Origin of the sequence: Georgenia faecalis, from assembly GCF_003710105.1 — a bacterium.
In the GTDB taxonomy this organism is placed as follows: Bacteria; Actinomycetota; Actinomycetes; order Actinomycetales; family Actinomycetaceae; genus Georgenia_A; species Georgenia_A faecalis.
In genome coordinates, this window is record NZ_CP033325.1 from 2,157,098 (window position 1) to 2,171,959 (window position 14,862).

The window sequence follows — 14,862 nt, forward strand, 5'->3', positions numbered from 1 at the left end:
GCATCGGCACCCGATCCCCCACGATGGGCACATGACGCTACCGACCCCCGAGCTGCACACCTCTCGGCTGCACCTGCGACCCTTCACGGGCGCCGATGCCGACCACCTGGCCAGGCTGCACACCGACGTCGAGGTGATGCGCTACTGGGACTCCCCCCGCTGGACGGACCACGCTCGCGCCGAGCGTTTCCTCGCGGTCTGCCAGCGGCTCGCGGAGGAGGGGTCCGGTGCCCGGGTCGCCATCGACCGCGCCTCGGACGGGGCCTTCGTGGGATGGTGCTCGGTCACGGGGTGGAACCCCGAGTTCCGCAGCGCGTCGTTGGGCTACTGCCTGGACTCGTCCGGGTGGGGTCACGGGTACGCCACCGAGGCGGCGCGCGCCCTGCTGCAGTGGGCCTTCGCCGCGCTGGACCTCAACCGGGTGCAGGCCGAGGCGGACACCCGCAACCGCGCCTCCGCGCGCGTCCTGGAGAAGCTCGGCTTCGTGCACGAGGGCACGCTGCGCGAGGACTGCATCGTGGACGGCGATGTGTCCGACAGCTGGGTGTACGGACTGCTCCGGCGCGAGTGGCGGCAGGCGGGAGCGACCGTTCCGGCCCCTGTGGCCGTTCGCCCGTAGCCCTTAGGCGCGGCTGACCGCCCGCGGCTCGGCGTCGGGCGCGTCCGCCCCGTCCTCGCCGTCCGGGGCGCACTCCCCGCCGAGCGTGAGGCCCTCGGAGCGCGCCAGCGCCCGGGTCATCGCCTGGGCGGTGAGGATGTCCGCCCGCCCCTCGGCGACGCCGGAGCGGGGCGGGACGCGGTCGACCACCATGGCGTGGAACGCCACGAGCTCGGTCTCGAAGGCCTCGCCGTCACCGCGGAAGGTGCTGCGGTGCTCCCCGGTGCCCGTCGCCGTGACGACCGTGAGCTCGGTGGGCCGGTTGAGCACGTACGGCACGGCGAAGACGAGCTGCACGGAGCCCGTCGCGTGATGCACCGTCAGCGTCTCGCGGTAGGCGGGGTAGTCGGGGAGGTAGTGCCAGCCGAGGTGGAGGTGCGCGCCGCCGGCCACCGTCCCGGCGACGTCGATGGAGCCGGGCATCACCTCCGGCGGCCAGTGCCGGACCCGTTCCACCGTCTCGATGCCGCCGAGCAGGAGCCGCAGCAGCGAGATGTCGTGGACGATCGAGCCGAGGAGCACGTTGGTGTACAGCGCCCGCAGCATCGCGGGGGTGTCCGCGCCGATCGCCGCGTCGACGAGCGCCGCCGTGCGGCGGGTGAGGACGTCGACCGCGGCCACCGGGACGTCCGCCGTCGGCGGCAGCAGGTTGCCGAAGGCGAGCTGGGCGCCGTCGGCGGGGTGCAGCACCTCGACGTCGACCGCCCGGATGCCGTCGGCCGGGATCTCCTCCATCGCCCGGTCGACCGCCTCGTCGTACTCCTTCATGTAGCCGAGGAGGACGAGCGGGCGGCCCTGCTCCGCCTCCGCGGCGGCGAGCGCGTCCGCCTCCGCCACGGTGAAGGCGAGCGGCTTCTCGCACAGCACGGGGACACCGCGGCGCACGCACTCGAGCGCCTCGGGGCCGTGCGAGCCCGCCGTGAGGAGCACGACGCCGTCGAGCGTCTCGGCGTCGAGGAGCCGGACGAGGTCCGCGTGCCGGTGCTCGGGCCCCACGCCGTAGAGGTCTCCGACGGCGTCGCGGCGCGCCGGGGAGATGTCGGCGACGGCGACGACCTCCGCGAGGTCCCACCGGCGCCGGATGAGCGGCAGGTGCGCCGTCTGGGCGATCGCCCCGAGGCCGACCACCCCCAGGCGCAGGCGCCGGCCCGGTGCGGCGCTCACGGGAGCCACCGCCGCAGCGCCTCGCGGTTGGCGCGCTGCGCGCGGAACGCCGTGTCGGCGGGGTCGTCGGGCGCGGGGATGTAGTCCTGCTCGACCACCGCCCAGCCGCGGTAGCCGGAGGCGAGCAGTGCGGGCATGAACGCCTCCGCGTCGAAGTCCCCCGTGCCCATGGGGACGAACGCCTTGCCGGCCCACACCGCGCGCATGTCGCCCTGACCCTGGACGATCGCGTCGAGCTCCGCCTTGTCGGCGTCCTTGAGGTGGACGTGGTTGATCCGATCGCCCCAGGCCTCCAGCGCGGTGAGGGGGTCGCCGCCGCCGAGGATGAGGTGGCCGGTGTCCAGGCACAGTCCGACGTCGGTGCGCGCGAGGAGCTGCTCGACCTCCTCGGGCGTCTCGACGTAGGTGCACACGTGGTGGTGGAAGGTCGGCTCGAGGCCGGCGGCGCGGAACCGCTCGACGACGCGCTGGAGGTTCGCCGCGAAGACGTCCCACTGCGCGTCGTCGAGCCCGAGGCCGGGTGCCTGCCCCCCGGGGTGGGCCTGGCGCAGCGGCGAGCCGGCGCTGGCCAGGGTGGGGCGCGGCGGGCGGTCGGGCATGACCTCGGCGGCCTCGAGGAAGTTGGCGATGATGTCGTCGAGGGTGGCAGAGGCCGCGCGGAACGCGTCGTCGTCCTCGAAGGGGTAGTCGACCCAGCCGCCCGCGAGCCCGATCCCGTGACGGCGCAGGCGCTCCTGGAGCTCGGCCCCGCGGCCGAGGAACCCACTGGGACCGAGGTCGATGCCGTCGTAGCCCGCCTCGGCGACCCAGGCGGCGCACTGCTCGCCGTCGGGCGTCCGGCCGCCCTTCTCGCCGCCGAGCTCGAAGACCCCGTAGTTCACCGGGGCGTCCGCGACCCAGACCTCGCTCGCCATCGACCGTCGCCTCTCGTCGCCATCGACCAGCCCGAACCGGGCAGCGCCGCGCGGTGAGCCGCACGACGCCGCCGAGCATGCCCGGGGGACGCGGACCGCGTCAAGAAATTGTCCTGACATCCGCGCAAAGGGGGTACGGGTGCGGGCGGCCTCGGCGCCCCCGCCCTTTCACCGGGCGTGACGGCGGGCGGCCGGTAGGCTCACGGACGTCCGGACCGGGGCTTCCCGGCTGCCGGCTCCCCACCGTCGTCGAGCCCCACGGAGCGACCCATGTCCACCCCCCTCGCGTTCGGCATCGACATCGGCGGGTCCGGGATCAAGGGCGCCCCGGTGGACCTGGCCACCGGCGAGTTCTCCGGGGAGCGGCTGCGGATCCCCACGCCCAACCCGTCGACGCCGCTGGCGGTGGCCGACACGTGCGCCGAGGTCATCGCCGGGTTCGACCTCGCCGACGACGTCCCGGTCGGCCTCACCTTCCCCGCGCCGATCAAGCACGGCGTCGTGCCGTTCATCGCCAACCTCGACCAGTCGTGGAAGGGCGTCAACGTCCCCGAGCTCATGTCCGAGACGATCGGGCGCACCGTGATCGCCGTCAACGACGCCGACGCCGCCGGGTACGCGGAGACCGTCTACGGCGCCGCCAAGGGCATCGACGGCGTGGTCATCGTCGTCACCCTGGGCACCGGCATCGGCTCGGCGCTCATCGTCAACGGCACGCTCGTCCCCAACACCGAGCTCGGGCACCTGGAGATCGACGGGTACGACGCCGAGAGCCGGGCCGCCGACTCCGCCCGCGAGCGGGAGGACCTCAGCTGGGAGAAGTGGGGCAAGCGGCTCCAGCGGTACTTCGAGACCGTGGAGATGCTCTTCTCCCCCGACCTCATCGTCGTGGGCGGCGGGGTGAGCAAGAAGCACGAGAAGTTCCTGCCGCTGCTCAAGCTCCAGGCACCGATCATCCCCGCGGACCTGCGCAACAGCGCCGGGATCGTCGGCGCGGCCGCGCTGGCTGCGGCGCACTACCACTGACCCCGCCCCCCGGTCCCCTTCCCCCTTCCCCCTTGCCCCTTCCCTCGTGATCGTGCAGAAACGCTGGTGGTCGCCGGCGTTTCTGCACGATCACCGGCACGGGGAGGGGGCCGCGGCGCTGGGTCGGCTTCGCGCGGGGGCGGCAGGCGCGGCAGAGTGCGGGGGTGAGTGCGAACGGGGCCGCCGCAGCGGCACAGACGGGTGGGCGCCCCTCGCCCGGGCAGGGCGTGTGGCGCCGACGGCTCCCTGGGCTCGTCCTCGTCGCGCTCGTCGCCCTCGCCTGCCTGTGGATCGGCCAGTTCGTCCCCGTCGTCTCCCCGCTCATCCTCGCCATCGTGCTCGGGATCGTCGTCCGGAACGCCGGCCTGCTCCGGCCCGTGGTCCGCACCGGCACGGAGTGGTCGACCAAGCGGCTGCTGCGCGCCGGCGTCGTCCTCCTCGGCCTGCAGCTCTCCGTCGGCGAGGTCCTCTCGCTCCGGCCCGGCGAGCTCGTCACGATCCTCGCAACCGTCGTCATCACGTTCGCCACGACGTGGTGGCTCGGGTCGAGGATCGGCACCAGCCGCACCACGTCGCTGCTCATCGCCGCCGGGTTCTCCATCTGCGGCGCGTCGGCCGTGGCCGCGATGAGCGCCGTCGTCCCCGAGGACGAGACCTCCGACGACGACGTCGCCACCTCCATCGCCATGGTGACGCTCTTCGGTGCGCTCGCGCTCTTCCTCCTCCCGGCGCTCCAGGGCGTCGTCGGGCTCGACGACCACCAGATGGGCGTGTGGATCGGCGCCTCGGTCCACGAGGTCGCCCAGGTGGTCGCCGCGGCCTCGGCCGTCTCGGCGGCCGCCCTCACGGTCGCCGTCGTCGTCAAGCTCGGCCGCGTGGTGCTGCTGGCGCCCATGGTCGCCCTCGTCGGCGGGCTGGAACGGCGCCGGGCCGCGCGGACGGCGAGCCGGGCCGACGACGGCGCACCCGTCCGCGTCCCGCCGCTCGTACCGCTCTTCGTTTTGGGGTTCCTCGCCATGGTCGTCGTGCGCAGCCTCGGCGTCGTGCCCGAGGACGTCCTCGAGCGGGTCGAGCTCCTCACCCGGTTCCTCCTCACCGCCGCGATGTTCGGCCTCGGGACCGGGGTGCACCTGGCGACGCTGCGCCGCACCGGCGGCCGGGCGGTCGCCCTGGGGGCCGCGTCGACCCTCATCGCGGCGACCGTGAGCCTCGTGGGCATCCACACGCTCGCGTGAGCCGACGGGAGCCGACGTGACCCGACGTGAGGCGCGAGCGATGATGCGGCCATGAATCCCGGGCCCGACGGCGCCGCGCGTGACCTCGTCGCGGTCGCGCCCGGCGTGTGGGTGGCCACCGCGGACCGGTGGACGACGACGTCGACCGTCGTCCTCGGCGACGACGGCGGCTGCCTCGTCGTCGACCCGGCGCTCACGGAGCCCGAGCTCGCCGGCCTCGCGGCCGAGATCGACCGGCGCGGCTGGCGGGCCGTCGCCGGGGTGAGCACGCACCCCCACTGGGACCACCTGCTCGGCCCGGTCGCCTTCCCGGGGGTGCCGCACTGGGCGACGCCCGCCGCCGCCGCGTGGGCCGCCTCGCACGCCGCCGACATCCGCGCCGAGGCGGCGGCGGAGCTGACGGGGCCGGTACCGGCCGGGCTCAGCGCCGTCACCGCCCTGGACCCCGCCCGCCCCCTCCCCTGGCCCGGCCCGCGCGCCGAGCTGCTCGCGCTGCCCGGCCACGCCCCCGGCCACGCCGGCCTGCTCCTCGCCGGGGCCCGCACGCTCCTGTGCGGCGACCTGCTCTCCGACGTCGAGGTCCCGCTCCTCGACCTCGACGACGCCGCCTGCCTCACCTCCTACCGCGCCACGCTCGCGGCGATCGAGGCGCTCGTCCGCGCCGGCACGGTCACCGTCGTGGTCCCGGGCCACGGGGGCGTCGCCGACGGCGGGGCGACGCTCGCCCGGATCGCCGCCGACCGCCGCTACCTCGACGACCTCGAGGCCGGCCGCCCCAGCGCCGACCCGCGCCTGGCCGACCCCTGGGTGCGCGCCGAGCACGACCGGCAGGCCGCGCACCTGGTCCCCGGCTCGCCCTGACGACGCCGCACGCGCAGCGGGGCGCCCGTGTCGGCGCCGCCGCCTAGGCTCGTCCCATGGGACAGATCGGTGCACACGTCCGTGACGACGACCCGGTGCCGGCCGCGCAGGCGCTCGACGCGGAGATCGTCCAGTTCTTCCTCGCCGACCCGCAGGGGTGGAAGAAGCCCCAGCCGCGCCCGGACGCGGCGGCGCTGGTGGACTCCGGCCTGGGGATCTACGCCCACGCGCCCTACCTCGTCAACGTCGCGTCGACGAACAACAAGATCCGCATCCCCAGCCGCAAGATGATCACCGAGCACGCCGCGGCGGCCGCGGCGCTGGGCGGCCGCGGGCTCATCGTCCACGGCGGGCACGTCGGCGCCGGGGACGACATCGCCGAGGGCATGGCGAACTGGCGCAAGACGTTCGAGCGCGCCACCTTCCCCACCCTCGTCCTCATCGAGAACACGGCCGGCGGCGAGAACGCGTGCGCGCGCACGCTCGACCGCCTCGCAATGCTGTGGGACGCCGTCGGCGAGTTCGAGGTGGGCTTCTGCCTCGACACGTGCCACGCCTGGGCCGCCGGGCTCGACCTCGAGACCGTGGTCGACGACGTCCGGGCCATCACCGGGCGGATCGACCTCGTCCACGTCAACAGCTCCCGCGACGAGGCGGGCTCGAACCGCGACCGGCACGCGAACTTCGCGACGGGCACCATCCCGCCCGAGCTGCTCGCGCACGTGGTCCGCGAGGCCGGCTGCGACGCGCTCGTCGAGACGCCCGGCGAGCGCCAGGCCGAGGACATTGCCTTCCTGCGAGCCGCGCTCGCGTGACGGCAGCCCTCGCCTGATAGGGGCCAGGCCTGCGCGCCCCCGGGCTACGCGCCGGCTGCGCCGGCCAGCGGGCTGAGCACGCCGGTGAGCAGCAGGACGACGATGGCCGCGGCCAGGGCCAGCCGGTACCAGACGAACGGCCAGTACGACCGCGTCGAGATGAGCTTGAGGAACCAGACGATCACGAGGAAGCCGACGCCGAAGGCGACCAGGGTCGCCAGCGCCGTCGCCCCGGCACCGGGCGCGCCGGGCGTGGGCTCCGCCGTGACCAGCTGGTAGAGCCCCGAGCCGAAGACGGCAGGGACGGCGAGGAGGAAGGCGTACCGGGCGGCGGCCTCGCGGGTGTAGCCGAGGAGCAGCCCCATGGTGATGGTGCCGCCGGAACGTGAGACGCCGGGGATGAGCGCGAGGGCCTGGGCGAGGCCGAAGAGGATCCCGTCGCGCCAGCTCATCTCGCCCAGCTGCTTGGTCTTCTTGCCGGTGGTGTCGGCGAGGCCGAGCAGGAGGCCGAACCCGGCGAGCATGGCGGCCGTGATGGCGAGGTGGCGCAGCGACGTCTCGATGGCGTCCTCGAAGAGCAGGCCGAGCACCACGATGGGGATCGACCCGAGGATGATGAGCCACCCCATGCGGGCGTCGGGGTCGCTCCGCGGGACCGTCCCCTTCCACGGGCCCACCGGGAGCGCCCCGAACCAGGCCTTGACGATGCGGACGATGTCCCGCCGGAAGTACAGCAGGACCGCCGTCTCCGTACCGAGCTGCGTGATGGCCGTGAACGCGGCCCCCGGGTCACCCCCGCCCGGCAGCAGCTCGCCGACGACGCGGATGTGCGCGCTCGAGGAGATCGGGAGGAACTCCGTGAGTCCCTGAACCAGGCCCAGGACAACTGCTTCCCACCATGTCACGAGGGACCACCCTAGGCGCCGGGACGTGCGGGAGCGGTCAGGAGGTCGGAGCCACGCCGGTGCGCCGGTAGCGTGGCCGCCATGGAGCAGCGCAGGGTGGGGCGGACGGGCCTGACCGTCTCGAGCCTCGGTCTCGGGACGATGACCTGGGGCCGGGACACCGACGAGCACGAGGCAGCCGACCAGCTCACCGCCTTCGTCGACGCCGGCGGCACCCTGCTCGACACCGCCGCCTCCTACGGCGGGGGCGCCGCCGAGGAGCTCCTCGGCGCGCTGCTCGGGGACCGCGTCGACCGCGAGGACGTGGTCCTGTGCTCCAAGGCCGGGGTGCGCCGTCGCCCCGGTGGCCCCGGCGTCGACGCCTCGCGCGGCAACCTCCTCGACACCCTCGACGCCACCCTCGCCCGGCTGAACACCGACCACCTGGACCTGTGGCTCGTCCAGGCGCCCGACCCGGTCACGCCCCTCGAGGAGACCGTCTCCGCGCTCGCCCACGCGGTGCGGACCGGCCGCACCCGCTACGTCGGCCTCTCCAACCACCCCGCGTGGGCGACGGCGCAGGCCGCGACGCTGCTGGCCGCCGAGCGCACGGGGCTGGCCGCCGTCGAGTGCGAATACTCACTTCTCGAGCGGGGCATCGAACGCGAGGTGGTCCCGGCGGCCGACGCCCTCGGCTTCGGCGTCCTCGCCTGGTCGCCCCTGGGCCGCGGGGTCCTCACGGGCAAGTACCGGCGCTCCGTGCCCGCCGACTCGCGCGCGGCCTCGCCCCACCTGCGCGGGTTCGTCGAGCCCTACCTCACCGAGCGCGCCCACGGCGTGGTCGAGGCGGTGGCGACGGCGGCCGAGGGTCTGGACCGTTCCACGCTCGAGGTCGCGCTCGCCTGGGTGCGCGACGCCGCGCCGGTCGCCTCCGCTGTCGTCGGGGCACGGACGGCCGCGCAGCTGCGCGGCGCCCTCAAGGCGGTCGACCTGGACCTGCCTCCGGCGATCCGGGCGGCACTCGACGACGTCACCGCGCCGATGCTGGGCTACCCCGAGCGGCGCTGAGTCGTTGCGCCGGTGATGCGGAGCGGATGGCTCAGTGGTCCGCGTCGTTGAGCTCGTCGAGCTCCTCGATCTCGAGCTCCTCGAGGTCGTCGTCGTCCTCGTCGTCGTCGTCCTCGCCGTAGGCCTCGAGCGGCACCGCGACGTGGAAGCGGGTGTACAGCGCGTCGTCGTAGGTGAAGAACGCGTCCTCGACGGCGTTCGCCGCGGCATCGACCGCCGGGGAGTCCGGGTCGGACGAACCCCGGGCAGCGTCGTAGTGCGCCTCGAGCGCGGCGATGAAGCGGTCGAGCGCGGCGCGCGGGTCGGTAGCCATGGGGAGACCGTACCCTGGCGGGAAGCAATGGCCCACTCCGCCATGGACGGGCCTGTGACGAGGAGAGACGTCCCTGAGCATGACGTGGTATGAGCCGGAGTCCGCTGCCACCGGCAAGGTCCGTGGCGGCGTGGAGTACGAGTTCCGTGTCCTGTCCCTGCCCCGCGACACGAGCCGTGGCGACGTCCGGCGGCTCCTCACCGAGCAGGCGGAGTACGGCCGCTGGGAGCTCGCCCGCTCGCGCCTGTACATCGGCGGCACGCGCAAGGTGTGGCTCCGTCGCAAGATCATCCGGGTCCGCAGCACCCTCTGACGCGCGGCCGCCCGGACCGGGCCGCCGCCCGTCCGGTTGTGCGGGCGCCGTCGCCCGTCCGCTCTACGCGCGGCCGCCCGACGACGCGCGGCGTCAGCAGGTGCGCAGCAGCCGGGCGAGCACCCGCACGCCGAACCGCAGCGCGTCGACCGGCACCCGCTCGTCCACGCCGTGGAACATCCCGGCGAAGTCGAGCTCGGCCGGCAGCTGGAGCGGCGCGAACCCGTAACCGGTGATCCCCAGCCGCGCGAGGGACTTGTTGTCGGTGCCGCCGGAGAGCATGTACGGCAGCACGACGGCGCCGGGGTCCTCCGCGCCGATCGCGGCGACCATGTGGTCGACGAGGTCTCCGGAGAACGGCACCTCGAGGGCGATGTCCCGGTGGATGTCCTCGATCCGCACCCCCGGGCCCGCGAGCTCGGCGAGCGTGGCGTTGACCATCTCCTCCTCGCCGGGCAGGAAGCGGACGTCGACGCTCGCCTCGGCGGTGCCGGGGATGACGTTCGCCTTGTACCCGGCGTCCAGGCGCGTGGGGTTCGAGCCCGTCCGCAGCGTGGCGCCGACGAACTTCTTCGCCGGTCCGAGGGCGTCGACGAGCGCGGCGACCGACGCGGGGTCCTCCGGGTCGAAGCGCGTCCCCGTCAGCTCGGCCACGCCGGTGAGGAGCTGGTGCACCGTCGGGCCGAGCTGCTGCGGCCACGGGTGGGCGCCGATGCGGGCGACCGCACCCGCGAGCCGCGTGACGGCGTTGTCCTCGTTGACCTGGGAGCCGTGGCCGGCGCTGCCCTCGGCGAGCAGCCGCAGCCACGCGAGGCCCTTCTCCGCGGTCTGCAGGAGGTAGGCGCGACGCCCGTCGACCTCGACGGAGAACCCGCCGACCTCGCTGATCGCCTCGGTCGCCCCGTCGAAGAGCTCGGGACGGTGCTCCACGGCCCACCGCGCGCCGAAGACGCCACCGGCCTCCTCGTCGGCGAAGAACGCGACGACGAGGTCCCGCTGCGGCCGCCACCCGGTGCGCCCCATGTCCCGCACGACCGCGATCATCATCGCGACCATGTCCTTCATGTCGACGGCGCCGCGGCCCCAGATCATCCCGTCCTGCTCGACGCCGCCGAACGGGTCGACGCTCCAGTCCTCGGCACGCGCCGGGACGACGTCGGTGTGCCCGTGGAGGACGAGCGCCGGGCGGGTCGGGTCGGTGCCGGGGATGCGCAGGACCACCGACGCCCGGCCGGGAGCGGACTCGAAGAGCTCCGGCTCCCAGCCGACCTCGGTGAGCAGGCCCATGACGTACTCCGCCGCCGCCCGCTCCCCCGGACCGGACCCGTCGCCGTAGTTCGACGTGTCGATCCGGATGAGCTCGCGGCAGATGCGCACGACCTCCTCGGTGGGGTCGACGGCGGCAGCGGGCGCAGAGGTCATGGACGGAGCCTATCGGCGGGTCAGGAGGTGAGGCCGCGGCGGGTGAGCAACGGCTCGATGACGGCGTCGCGGCCGCGCAGCTCGCGGAAGAAGGACAGCGGGTCGGCGGTGTGGCCGCGCGAGAGCAGGGTGCGGCGGAACCGCTCCCCCGCCTCCCGGTTGAGGCCGCCGTCGGCGTCCTGCGACCCCTCGGTGGTGAACCACTCGACGGTGTCGGCGTCGAGCACCTCGCTCCAGATGTAGGAGTAGTAGCCCGCGTCGTACCCGCCGCCGAACGTGTGGTTGAAGTACGTCGAGCGGTAGCGCGGCGGGACGAGCTCGAGGTGCAGGCCCGCCCCCTCGAGCGCCCCGGCCTCGAACGCCTCGACGTCGTCGGGCCCCTCCGGCAGGTCCCCCGGGCCCACCTGGTGCCACGCCTGGTCGAGGAGGGCCGCGCCGAGGTACTCGGCGGTGCCGAAACCCTCGCCGTACTGGCTCGAGCCGAGGAGCGTCTCCCGCACGTCGGCGGACAGCGGCTCGCCCGTGGCGTGGTGGCGGGCGAAGTGCTCGAGGACCGTGGGGTTGTGCGCCCACATCTCGTTGACCTGCGAGGGGTACTCGACGAAGTCGCGGGGCACGTTGGTGCCGGACAGCGACGGGTAGCGCGCGTCGGCGAACAGCCCGTGCAGGGCGTGGCCGAACTCGTGGAAGGCGGTGATGACCTCGTCCCACGTGAGCAGGGTCGGCTCGCCGGGCGCCGGCCGGGTGATGTTGAGGTTGTTGAGGACCACGGGCGAGCGGCCGAACAGGTGCGACTGGTCGACGAGGTTGTTCATCCACGCGCCGCCGCGCTTGCCCTCGCGGGCGTAGTAGTCGCCGACGAAGAGGCCGAGCGGCGTGCCGTCCGCCTCCCGGACCTCCCACACGCGCACGCCGTCGGTGTACCCGGCGAGGTCCTCGCGCAGCGTGAAGGTGATGCCGTAGAGCTGGGTGGCGGCGTAGAACACGCCGTCGTGGATCACCCGGTCGAGCTCGAGGTAGGGCCGCAGGACGGAGTCGTCCAGGGCGAAGCGCTCCTGGCGCACCTTCTCCGCGAGGATCGACCAGTCCCACGCCGCCAGCGGCGCCTCGGGCTGCGCCGCGGCGAGCTCGTCCGCCTCGGCGCGGGCGTTGCGGGCGGCGGGCGGGGCGAGCTGGGAGAGCATCGCGTTGACGGCCTCGGTGGTGGCCGCCGTCGCGCCCTCGGCGACGTACGCGGCGTGGTGCGGGTAGCCGAGGAGCTGCGCGCGCTCGGCGCGCAGCCGGGCGATCTCCAGCAGCGTCGCGCGCGTGTCGCTCTCGGCGTCGACGCCGGTGCCTCGCGTGAGGGAGGCGGTGAAAAGCCGCTCGCGCAGTCCGCGGTCGGTCGCCTGGGCGAGGAGCGCCTGCTGCGTGGGCAGCTGGAGGGTGATGAGGTAGCCGTCGCGGCCCCGGTCCGCGGCGTTCTGGGCGAGCGCGGCGACCGTGGCGTCGTCGAGACCGGCGAGCTCGGCGCGGTCGGTGACGTGCACGGCGCCGGCGTCCATCCCGGCCACGACGCGCTGGGAGAACTCCGTCTCCAGGGTGGTGAGGCGCGAGTTGAGGGCCCGCAGGCGCTCCTGCTCGGCGTCGCCCAGGCGCACGCCGGCGCGGACGAAGTCCTTCGTGTAGGTGCGCAGCAGCCACTCGGTCTCGTCGTCGAGGTCGGCGTCGGCGAGCGCCTCGAGGCGGGCGAAGATGCGGCGGTCGAGGTAGAGCGCGTCGTGGTGCTCCGCCATCTTCGGCGCGAGCTCGGCCTCGATCTCGCGGAGCTCGTCGTCGCCGCGGGAGCTCACCAGCGTGAAGAAGACGGTGCTGACGCGGTCGAGCAGCTGCCCGGAGCGCTCGAGCGCCTCGAGCGTGTTCTCGACGTCGGGCGCCGCCGGGTTCGTCGCGATCGCCTCCCACTCCGCGCGCTGGGTCCGCAGGCCGGCCTCGGCCGCGGGCCGGAAGTGCTCGGTGCGGATCGCCGCGAAGTCCGGCAGCTCGAACGGCAGCGTCGAGGGGGCGGCGAACGGGTTCGCGGGGTCGAGCTCGGGCAGGGCGTCGCTCGTGGCGGTCGCGTCAGTGGTCATGGGGGCATTCTGCCGCGAGCGCCGTCGGGCCGGACCGGGACGGCCGGAGGGTGGGCGTGTCGGGGGGGGCGGCGGCACTGCTGCCACATGCCGCGTGCCGCCCCTACCCGGCCCCACGAGTTCGCTGGTTCCTGCCGAGTTCGCTGGTTCATGCCGAGTTCGATAGGTGGGACTAGCGAACTGGGCACGAACTGGCGAAGTCGGCACATGTCCGAACGCCGAGTTCGCTAGTTCGTGCCGAGTTCGCCAGCTCCAGCGCGCTGCGAGCGGCGCGCACCGCGCCACCCGGTGCCGACGTCGCCTTCCGACGTCGCCGGTTCGGGCGGCGCGCCCCCGCCACCGCGGCGCTACGCCGTCGGGCCGTCCCACGGGGCTGCCGGTTCGCGCGGGTCGTCGGCGAGCAGCGTGCCGATCCACTGGTCGGTACGCATGCCGCGCTGAATGCCCAGGCCCCGCACCGCCCCCTCCTTGCGGAACCCGTGCCGCCACACCACGCGCCACGACGGCCAGTTCCCCACCGTCGCCCGCCACTCCACGCGTTCCAGGTCCAGCTGCCCGAAGGCGGCGTCGAGAGCGAGGCCGACCGCCTGGTGCATGAGGCCGCGGCCCCGGGCGTCGGGCGCGAGCCAGTACCCGATCTCGGCGCTGCGCAGCTCCCGGCTGTCCACCCCGACCATGCCGACGAGCTGTTCGCCGTCGGCGTGCGGCACGCGGATGCCCCAGGTCGGACCGCCGCGCTCCCAGCCGGACGGCACCATGTCGCCGACGAAGCTCTCGGCGTCCGCGTGGGTGTAGGGCGAGGGCATCGTGGTCCACCGCTGGACCTCGGGGTCCTGGCAGAGCTCGGCGATGCGGTCGATATCGGCCTCGGTCGGGGAGGCGAGGCGCACGCCGGGCGCGCGGAGCTCGAAGGTGTCCATGCGCCGCGACCTTATCGAGCCCAACCCGCACCGAGTAGCGAATACGGCCCGCCGGCGAACGCGGTCGGCACTAGCGAACTCGGTGGCAACTGGCGAACTCAGCACCTGCCCAACCGTCGAGTTCGCCAGTTCATGCTGAGTTCGCCAATCCCTCCTATCGAACTCGGCACGAACTGGCGAACTCGGTCGGAACCAGCGAACTCGGCAGGCGCCCGCTCCCCATTCCCCTCCGCCACCGGATGCACTCCGGCGCCCTGCGCCGAAAGATGGAGGCCATGAACCCCGACACCGAATCGATCAAGAACCTGCCCGAGCAGCACCAGGAGTGGCCCGGCCGCACGGACGCCATGACGCCCGTGCCCGACCACGGCGAGACGAGCTACACCGGCCGTGGCCGGCTCGAGGGCAAGCGCACCCTCGTCACCGGCGGCGACTCGGGCATCGGCCGCGCGACGGCCATCGCCTTCGCCAAGGAGGGCGCCGACGTCGCCATCGCCTTCCTGCCGCAGGAGCAGGAGGACGCCGAGGAGACCCGGAAGCAGGTCGAGGCCGCCGGGCGCCGGTGCGTGCTCGTCCCCACCGACCAGCGCACGGAGCAGGCGAACATCGACCTCGCGGCGAAGGTGATCGAGGCGTTCGGCGGGCTCGACGTCCTCGTCAACAACGCCGGGTACCAGATGGTGCAGGAGTCGCTGGAGGACATCACCGCCGAGCAGCTCGAGCGGACGTACGCGACGAACATCTTCTCGATCTTCTACCTCACCAAGGCGCTGCTGCCGCACCTGGGCGAGGGCGCGAGCGTCATCAACTGCACGTCCATCCAGGCTTTCCAGCCGTCGGAGACCCTGCTCGACTACGCGTCCACCAAGGCGGCGATCAACAACTTCACCGTCAACCTCGCGGCGCAGCTCGGTGACCGCGGCATCCGCGTCAACGCCGTGGCGCCTGGTCCGATCTGGACGCCGCTGCAGCCGTCGACCAAGCCGAGCGTGGAGGGCTTCGGGATGAACGCGCCGCTGGGCCGTCCGGGCCAGCCGATCGAGGTGGCGACGGCGTTCGTCTACCTCGCCAGCGACGAGGCGAGCTACGTCTCGGGCACCGTGCTCGGTGTCACGGGCGGCAAGCCGGTCTTCTGATCGTGCGCGGACGAGGGCGGGC

The 14,862-nt window shown here is 73.9% G+C and carries 15 protein-coding genes; 8 read left to right on the forward strand and 7 right to left on the reverse strand.

Annotation, left to right across the window (positions count from 1 at the left end; translation table 11 throughout):
- The first annotated feature begins 31 nt into the window (after positions 1-31).
- Positions 32-619 carry a GNAT family N-acetyltransferase gene (locus tag EBO36_RS09370; protein ID WP_122824371.1) on the forward strand — a complete coding sequence of 196 codons (588 nt, stop codon included), beginning with the start codon at positions 32-34 and terminating at the stop codon, positions 617-619.
- A 3-nt stretch (positions 620-622) separates the two neighbouring features.
- On the opposite strand, the gene EBO36_RS09375 is transcribed toward EBO36_RS09370, so the two are convergent.
- Positions 623-1,822 carry a Gfo/Idh/MocA family protein gene (locus EBO36_RS09375; RefSeq protein WP_164471424.1) on the reverse strand — a complete coding sequence of 400 codons (1,200 nt, stop codon included), beginning with the start codon at positions 1,820-1,822 and terminating at the stop codon, positions 623-625.
- Positions 1,819-2,736, reverse strand: coding sequence for a sugar phosphate isomerase/epimerase family protein (locus EBO36_RS09380; protein WP_122824373.1), 918 nt, complete (start codon positions 2,734-2,736; stop codon positions 1,819-1,821). Before EBO36_RS09380 ends, EBO36_RS09375 begins: the two co-directional genes overlap by 4 nt.
- A 270-nt stretch (positions 2,737-3,006) precedes the next feature.
- On the opposite strand from EBO36_RS09380, the gene ppgK reads away from it, so the two are divergent.
- From ppgK to EBO36_RS09400, 4 genes are all read left to right on the forward strand, one after another.
- Complete coding sequence (gene ppgK, locus EBO36_RS09385; protein ID WP_122824374.1) at positions 3,007-3,762, forward strand: polyphosphate--glucose phosphotransferase; 756 nt, start codon at positions 3,007-3,009, stop codon at positions 3,760-3,762.
- A 164-nt stretch (positions 3,763-3,926) separates the two neighbouring features.
- Positions 3,927-4,997 carry a YeiH family protein gene (locus EBO36_RS09390; protein ID WP_222928707.1) on the forward strand — a complete coding sequence of 357 codons (1,071 nt, stop codon included), beginning with the start codon at positions 3,927-3,929 and terminating at the stop codon, positions 4,995-4,997.
- Between the two features lie 51 nt (positions 4,998-5,048).
- Positions 5,049-5,858: an MBL fold metallo-hydrolase gene (locus tag EBO36_RS09395; protein WP_122824376.1), complete on the forward strand. Its 810-nt coding sequence runs from the start codon at positions 5,049-5,051 to the stop codon at positions 5,856-5,858.
- Positions 5,859-5,914: 56 nt separating this feature from the next.
- Positions 5,915-6,673, forward strand: coding sequence for a deoxyribonuclease IV (locus tag EBO36_RS09400; protein WP_122824377.1), 759 nt, complete (start codon positions 5,915-5,917; stop codon positions 6,671-6,673).
- Positions 6,674-6,717: 44 nt separating this feature from the next.
- On the opposite strand, the gene EBO36_RS09405 is transcribed toward EBO36_RS09400, so the two are convergent.
- The gene (locus tag EBO36_RS09405) at positions 6,718-7,578 is read right to left on the reverse strand and encodes an undecaprenyl-diphosphate phosphatase (protein ID WP_122824378.1); all 861 of its coding nucleotides are present in this window, start codon (positions 7,576-7,578) and stop codon (positions 6,718-6,720) included.
- 81 nt (positions 7,579-7,659) lie between these two features.
- Between EBO36_RS09405 and EBO36_RS09410 the strand changes: the two genes are divergently transcribed.
- On the forward strand, positions 7,660-8,625 hold the full coding sequence (locus EBO36_RS09410) for an aldo/keto reductase (protein ID WP_122825578.1): 966 nt from the start codon (positions 7,660-7,662) through the stop codon (positions 8,623-8,625).
- Positions 8,626-8,656: 31 nt separating this feature from the next.
- On the opposite strand, the gene EBO36_RS09415 is transcribed toward EBO36_RS09410, so the two are convergent.
- A complete protein-coding gene (locus tag EBO36_RS09415; RefSeq protein ID WP_122824379.1) occupies positions 8,657-8,938 on the reverse strand; it encodes a DNA primase in 282 nt (93 codons plus the stop codon).
- 79 nt (positions 8,939-9,017) lie between these two features.
- Between EBO36_RS09415 and EBO36_RS09420 the strand changes: the two genes are divergently transcribed.
- Complete coding sequence (locus tag EBO36_RS09420; RefSeq protein ID WP_122824380.1) at positions 9,018-9,251, forward strand: DUF5703 family protein; 234 nt, start codon at positions 9,018-9,020, stop codon at positions 9,249-9,251.
- A 93-nt stretch (positions 9,252-9,344) separates the two neighbouring features.
- On the opposite strand, the gene EBO36_RS09425 is transcribed toward EBO36_RS09420, so the two are convergent.
- From EBO36_RS09425 to EBO36_RS09435, 3 genes are all read right to left on the reverse strand, one after another.
- Positions 9,345-10,673 (reverse strand): M20/M25/M40 family metallo-hydrolase, encoded by a 1,329-nt coding sequence (locus EBO36_RS09425; RefSeq protein WP_122824381.1) that lies wholly within the window; start codon positions 10,671-10,673, stop codon positions 9,345-9,347.
- A gap of 20 nt (positions 10,674-10,693) precedes the next feature.
- A complete protein-coding gene (locus EBO36_RS09430; RefSeq protein ID WP_122824382.1) occupies positions 10,694-12,784 on the reverse strand; it encodes a M3 family metallopeptidase in 2,091 nt (696 codons plus the stop codon).
- A 347-nt stretch (positions 12,785-13,131) separates the two neighbouring features.
- The gene (locus EBO36_RS09435; protein ID WP_122824383.1) at positions 13,132-13,704 is read right to left on the reverse strand and encodes a GNAT family N-acetyltransferase; all 573 of its coding nucleotides are present in this window, start codon (positions 13,702-13,704) and stop codon (positions 13,132-13,134) included.
- A gap of 275 nt (positions 13,705-13,979) precedes the next feature.
- Here EBO36_RS09435 and EBO36_RS09440 point away from each other — a divergent pair, with 275 nt between their 5' ends.
- Positions 13,980-14,840 carry an SDR family oxidoreductase gene (locus tag EBO36_RS09440; RefSeq protein WP_244925250.1) on the forward strand — a complete coding sequence of 287 codons (861 nt, stop codon included), beginning with the start codon at positions 13,980-13,982 and terminating at the stop codon, positions 14,838-14,840.
- The last annotated feature ends 22 nt before the right edge of the window (positions 14,841-14,862 follow it).

Bases quoted from the DNA above. Each gene is read 5' to 3' on its own strand.
- EBO36_RS09425 (WP_122824381.1), bottom strand. From the start codon at position 10,673: ATGACCTCTGCGCCCGCTGCCGCCGTCGACCCCACCGAGGAGGTCGTG.
- EBO36_RS09430 (WP_122824382.1), bottom strand. From the start codon at position 12,784: ATGACCACTGACGCGACCGCCACGAGCGACGCCCTGCCCGAGCTCGAC.
- EBO36_RS09415 (WP_122824379.1), bottom strand. From the start codon at position 8,938: ATGGCTACCGACCCGCGCGCCGCGCTCGACCGCTTCATCGCCGCGCTC.
- ppgK (WP_122824374.1), top strand. From the start codon at position 3,007: ATGTCCACCCCCCTCGCGTTCGGCATCGACATCGGCGGGTCCGGGATC.
- EBO36_RS09370 (WP_122824371.1), top strand. From the start codon at position 32: ATGACGCTACCGACCCCCGAGCTGCACACCTCTCGGCTGCACCTGCGA.
- EBO36_RS09440 (WP_244925250.1), top strand. From the start codon at position 13,980: ATGAACCCCGACACCGAATCGATCAAGAACCTGCCCGAGCAGCACCAG.
- EBO36_RS09435 (WP_122824383.1), bottom strand. From the start codon at position 13,704: ATGGACACCTTCGAGCTCCGCGCGCCCGGCGTGCGCCTCGCCTCCCCG.
- EBO36_RS09410 (WP_122825578.1), top strand. From the start codon at position 7,660: ATGGAGCAGCGCAGGGTGGGGCGGACGGGCCTGACCGTCTCGAGCCTC.
- EBO36_RS09395 (WP_122824376.1), top strand. From the start codon at position 5,049: ATGAATCCCGGGCCCGACGGCGCCGCGCGTGACCTCGTCGCGGTCGCG.
- EBO36_RS09380 (WP_122824373.1), bottom strand. From the start codon at position 2,736: ATGGCGAGCGAGGTCTGGGTCGCGGACGCCCCGGTGAACTACGGGGTC.
- EBO36_RS09420 (WP_122824380.1), top strand. From the start codon at position 9,018: ATGACGTGGTATGAGCCGGAGTCCGCTGCCACCGGCAAGGTCCGTGGC.
- EBO36_RS09400 (WP_122824377.1), top strand. From the start codon at position 5,915: ATGGGACAGATCGGTGCACACGTCCGTGACGACGACCCGGTGCCGGCC.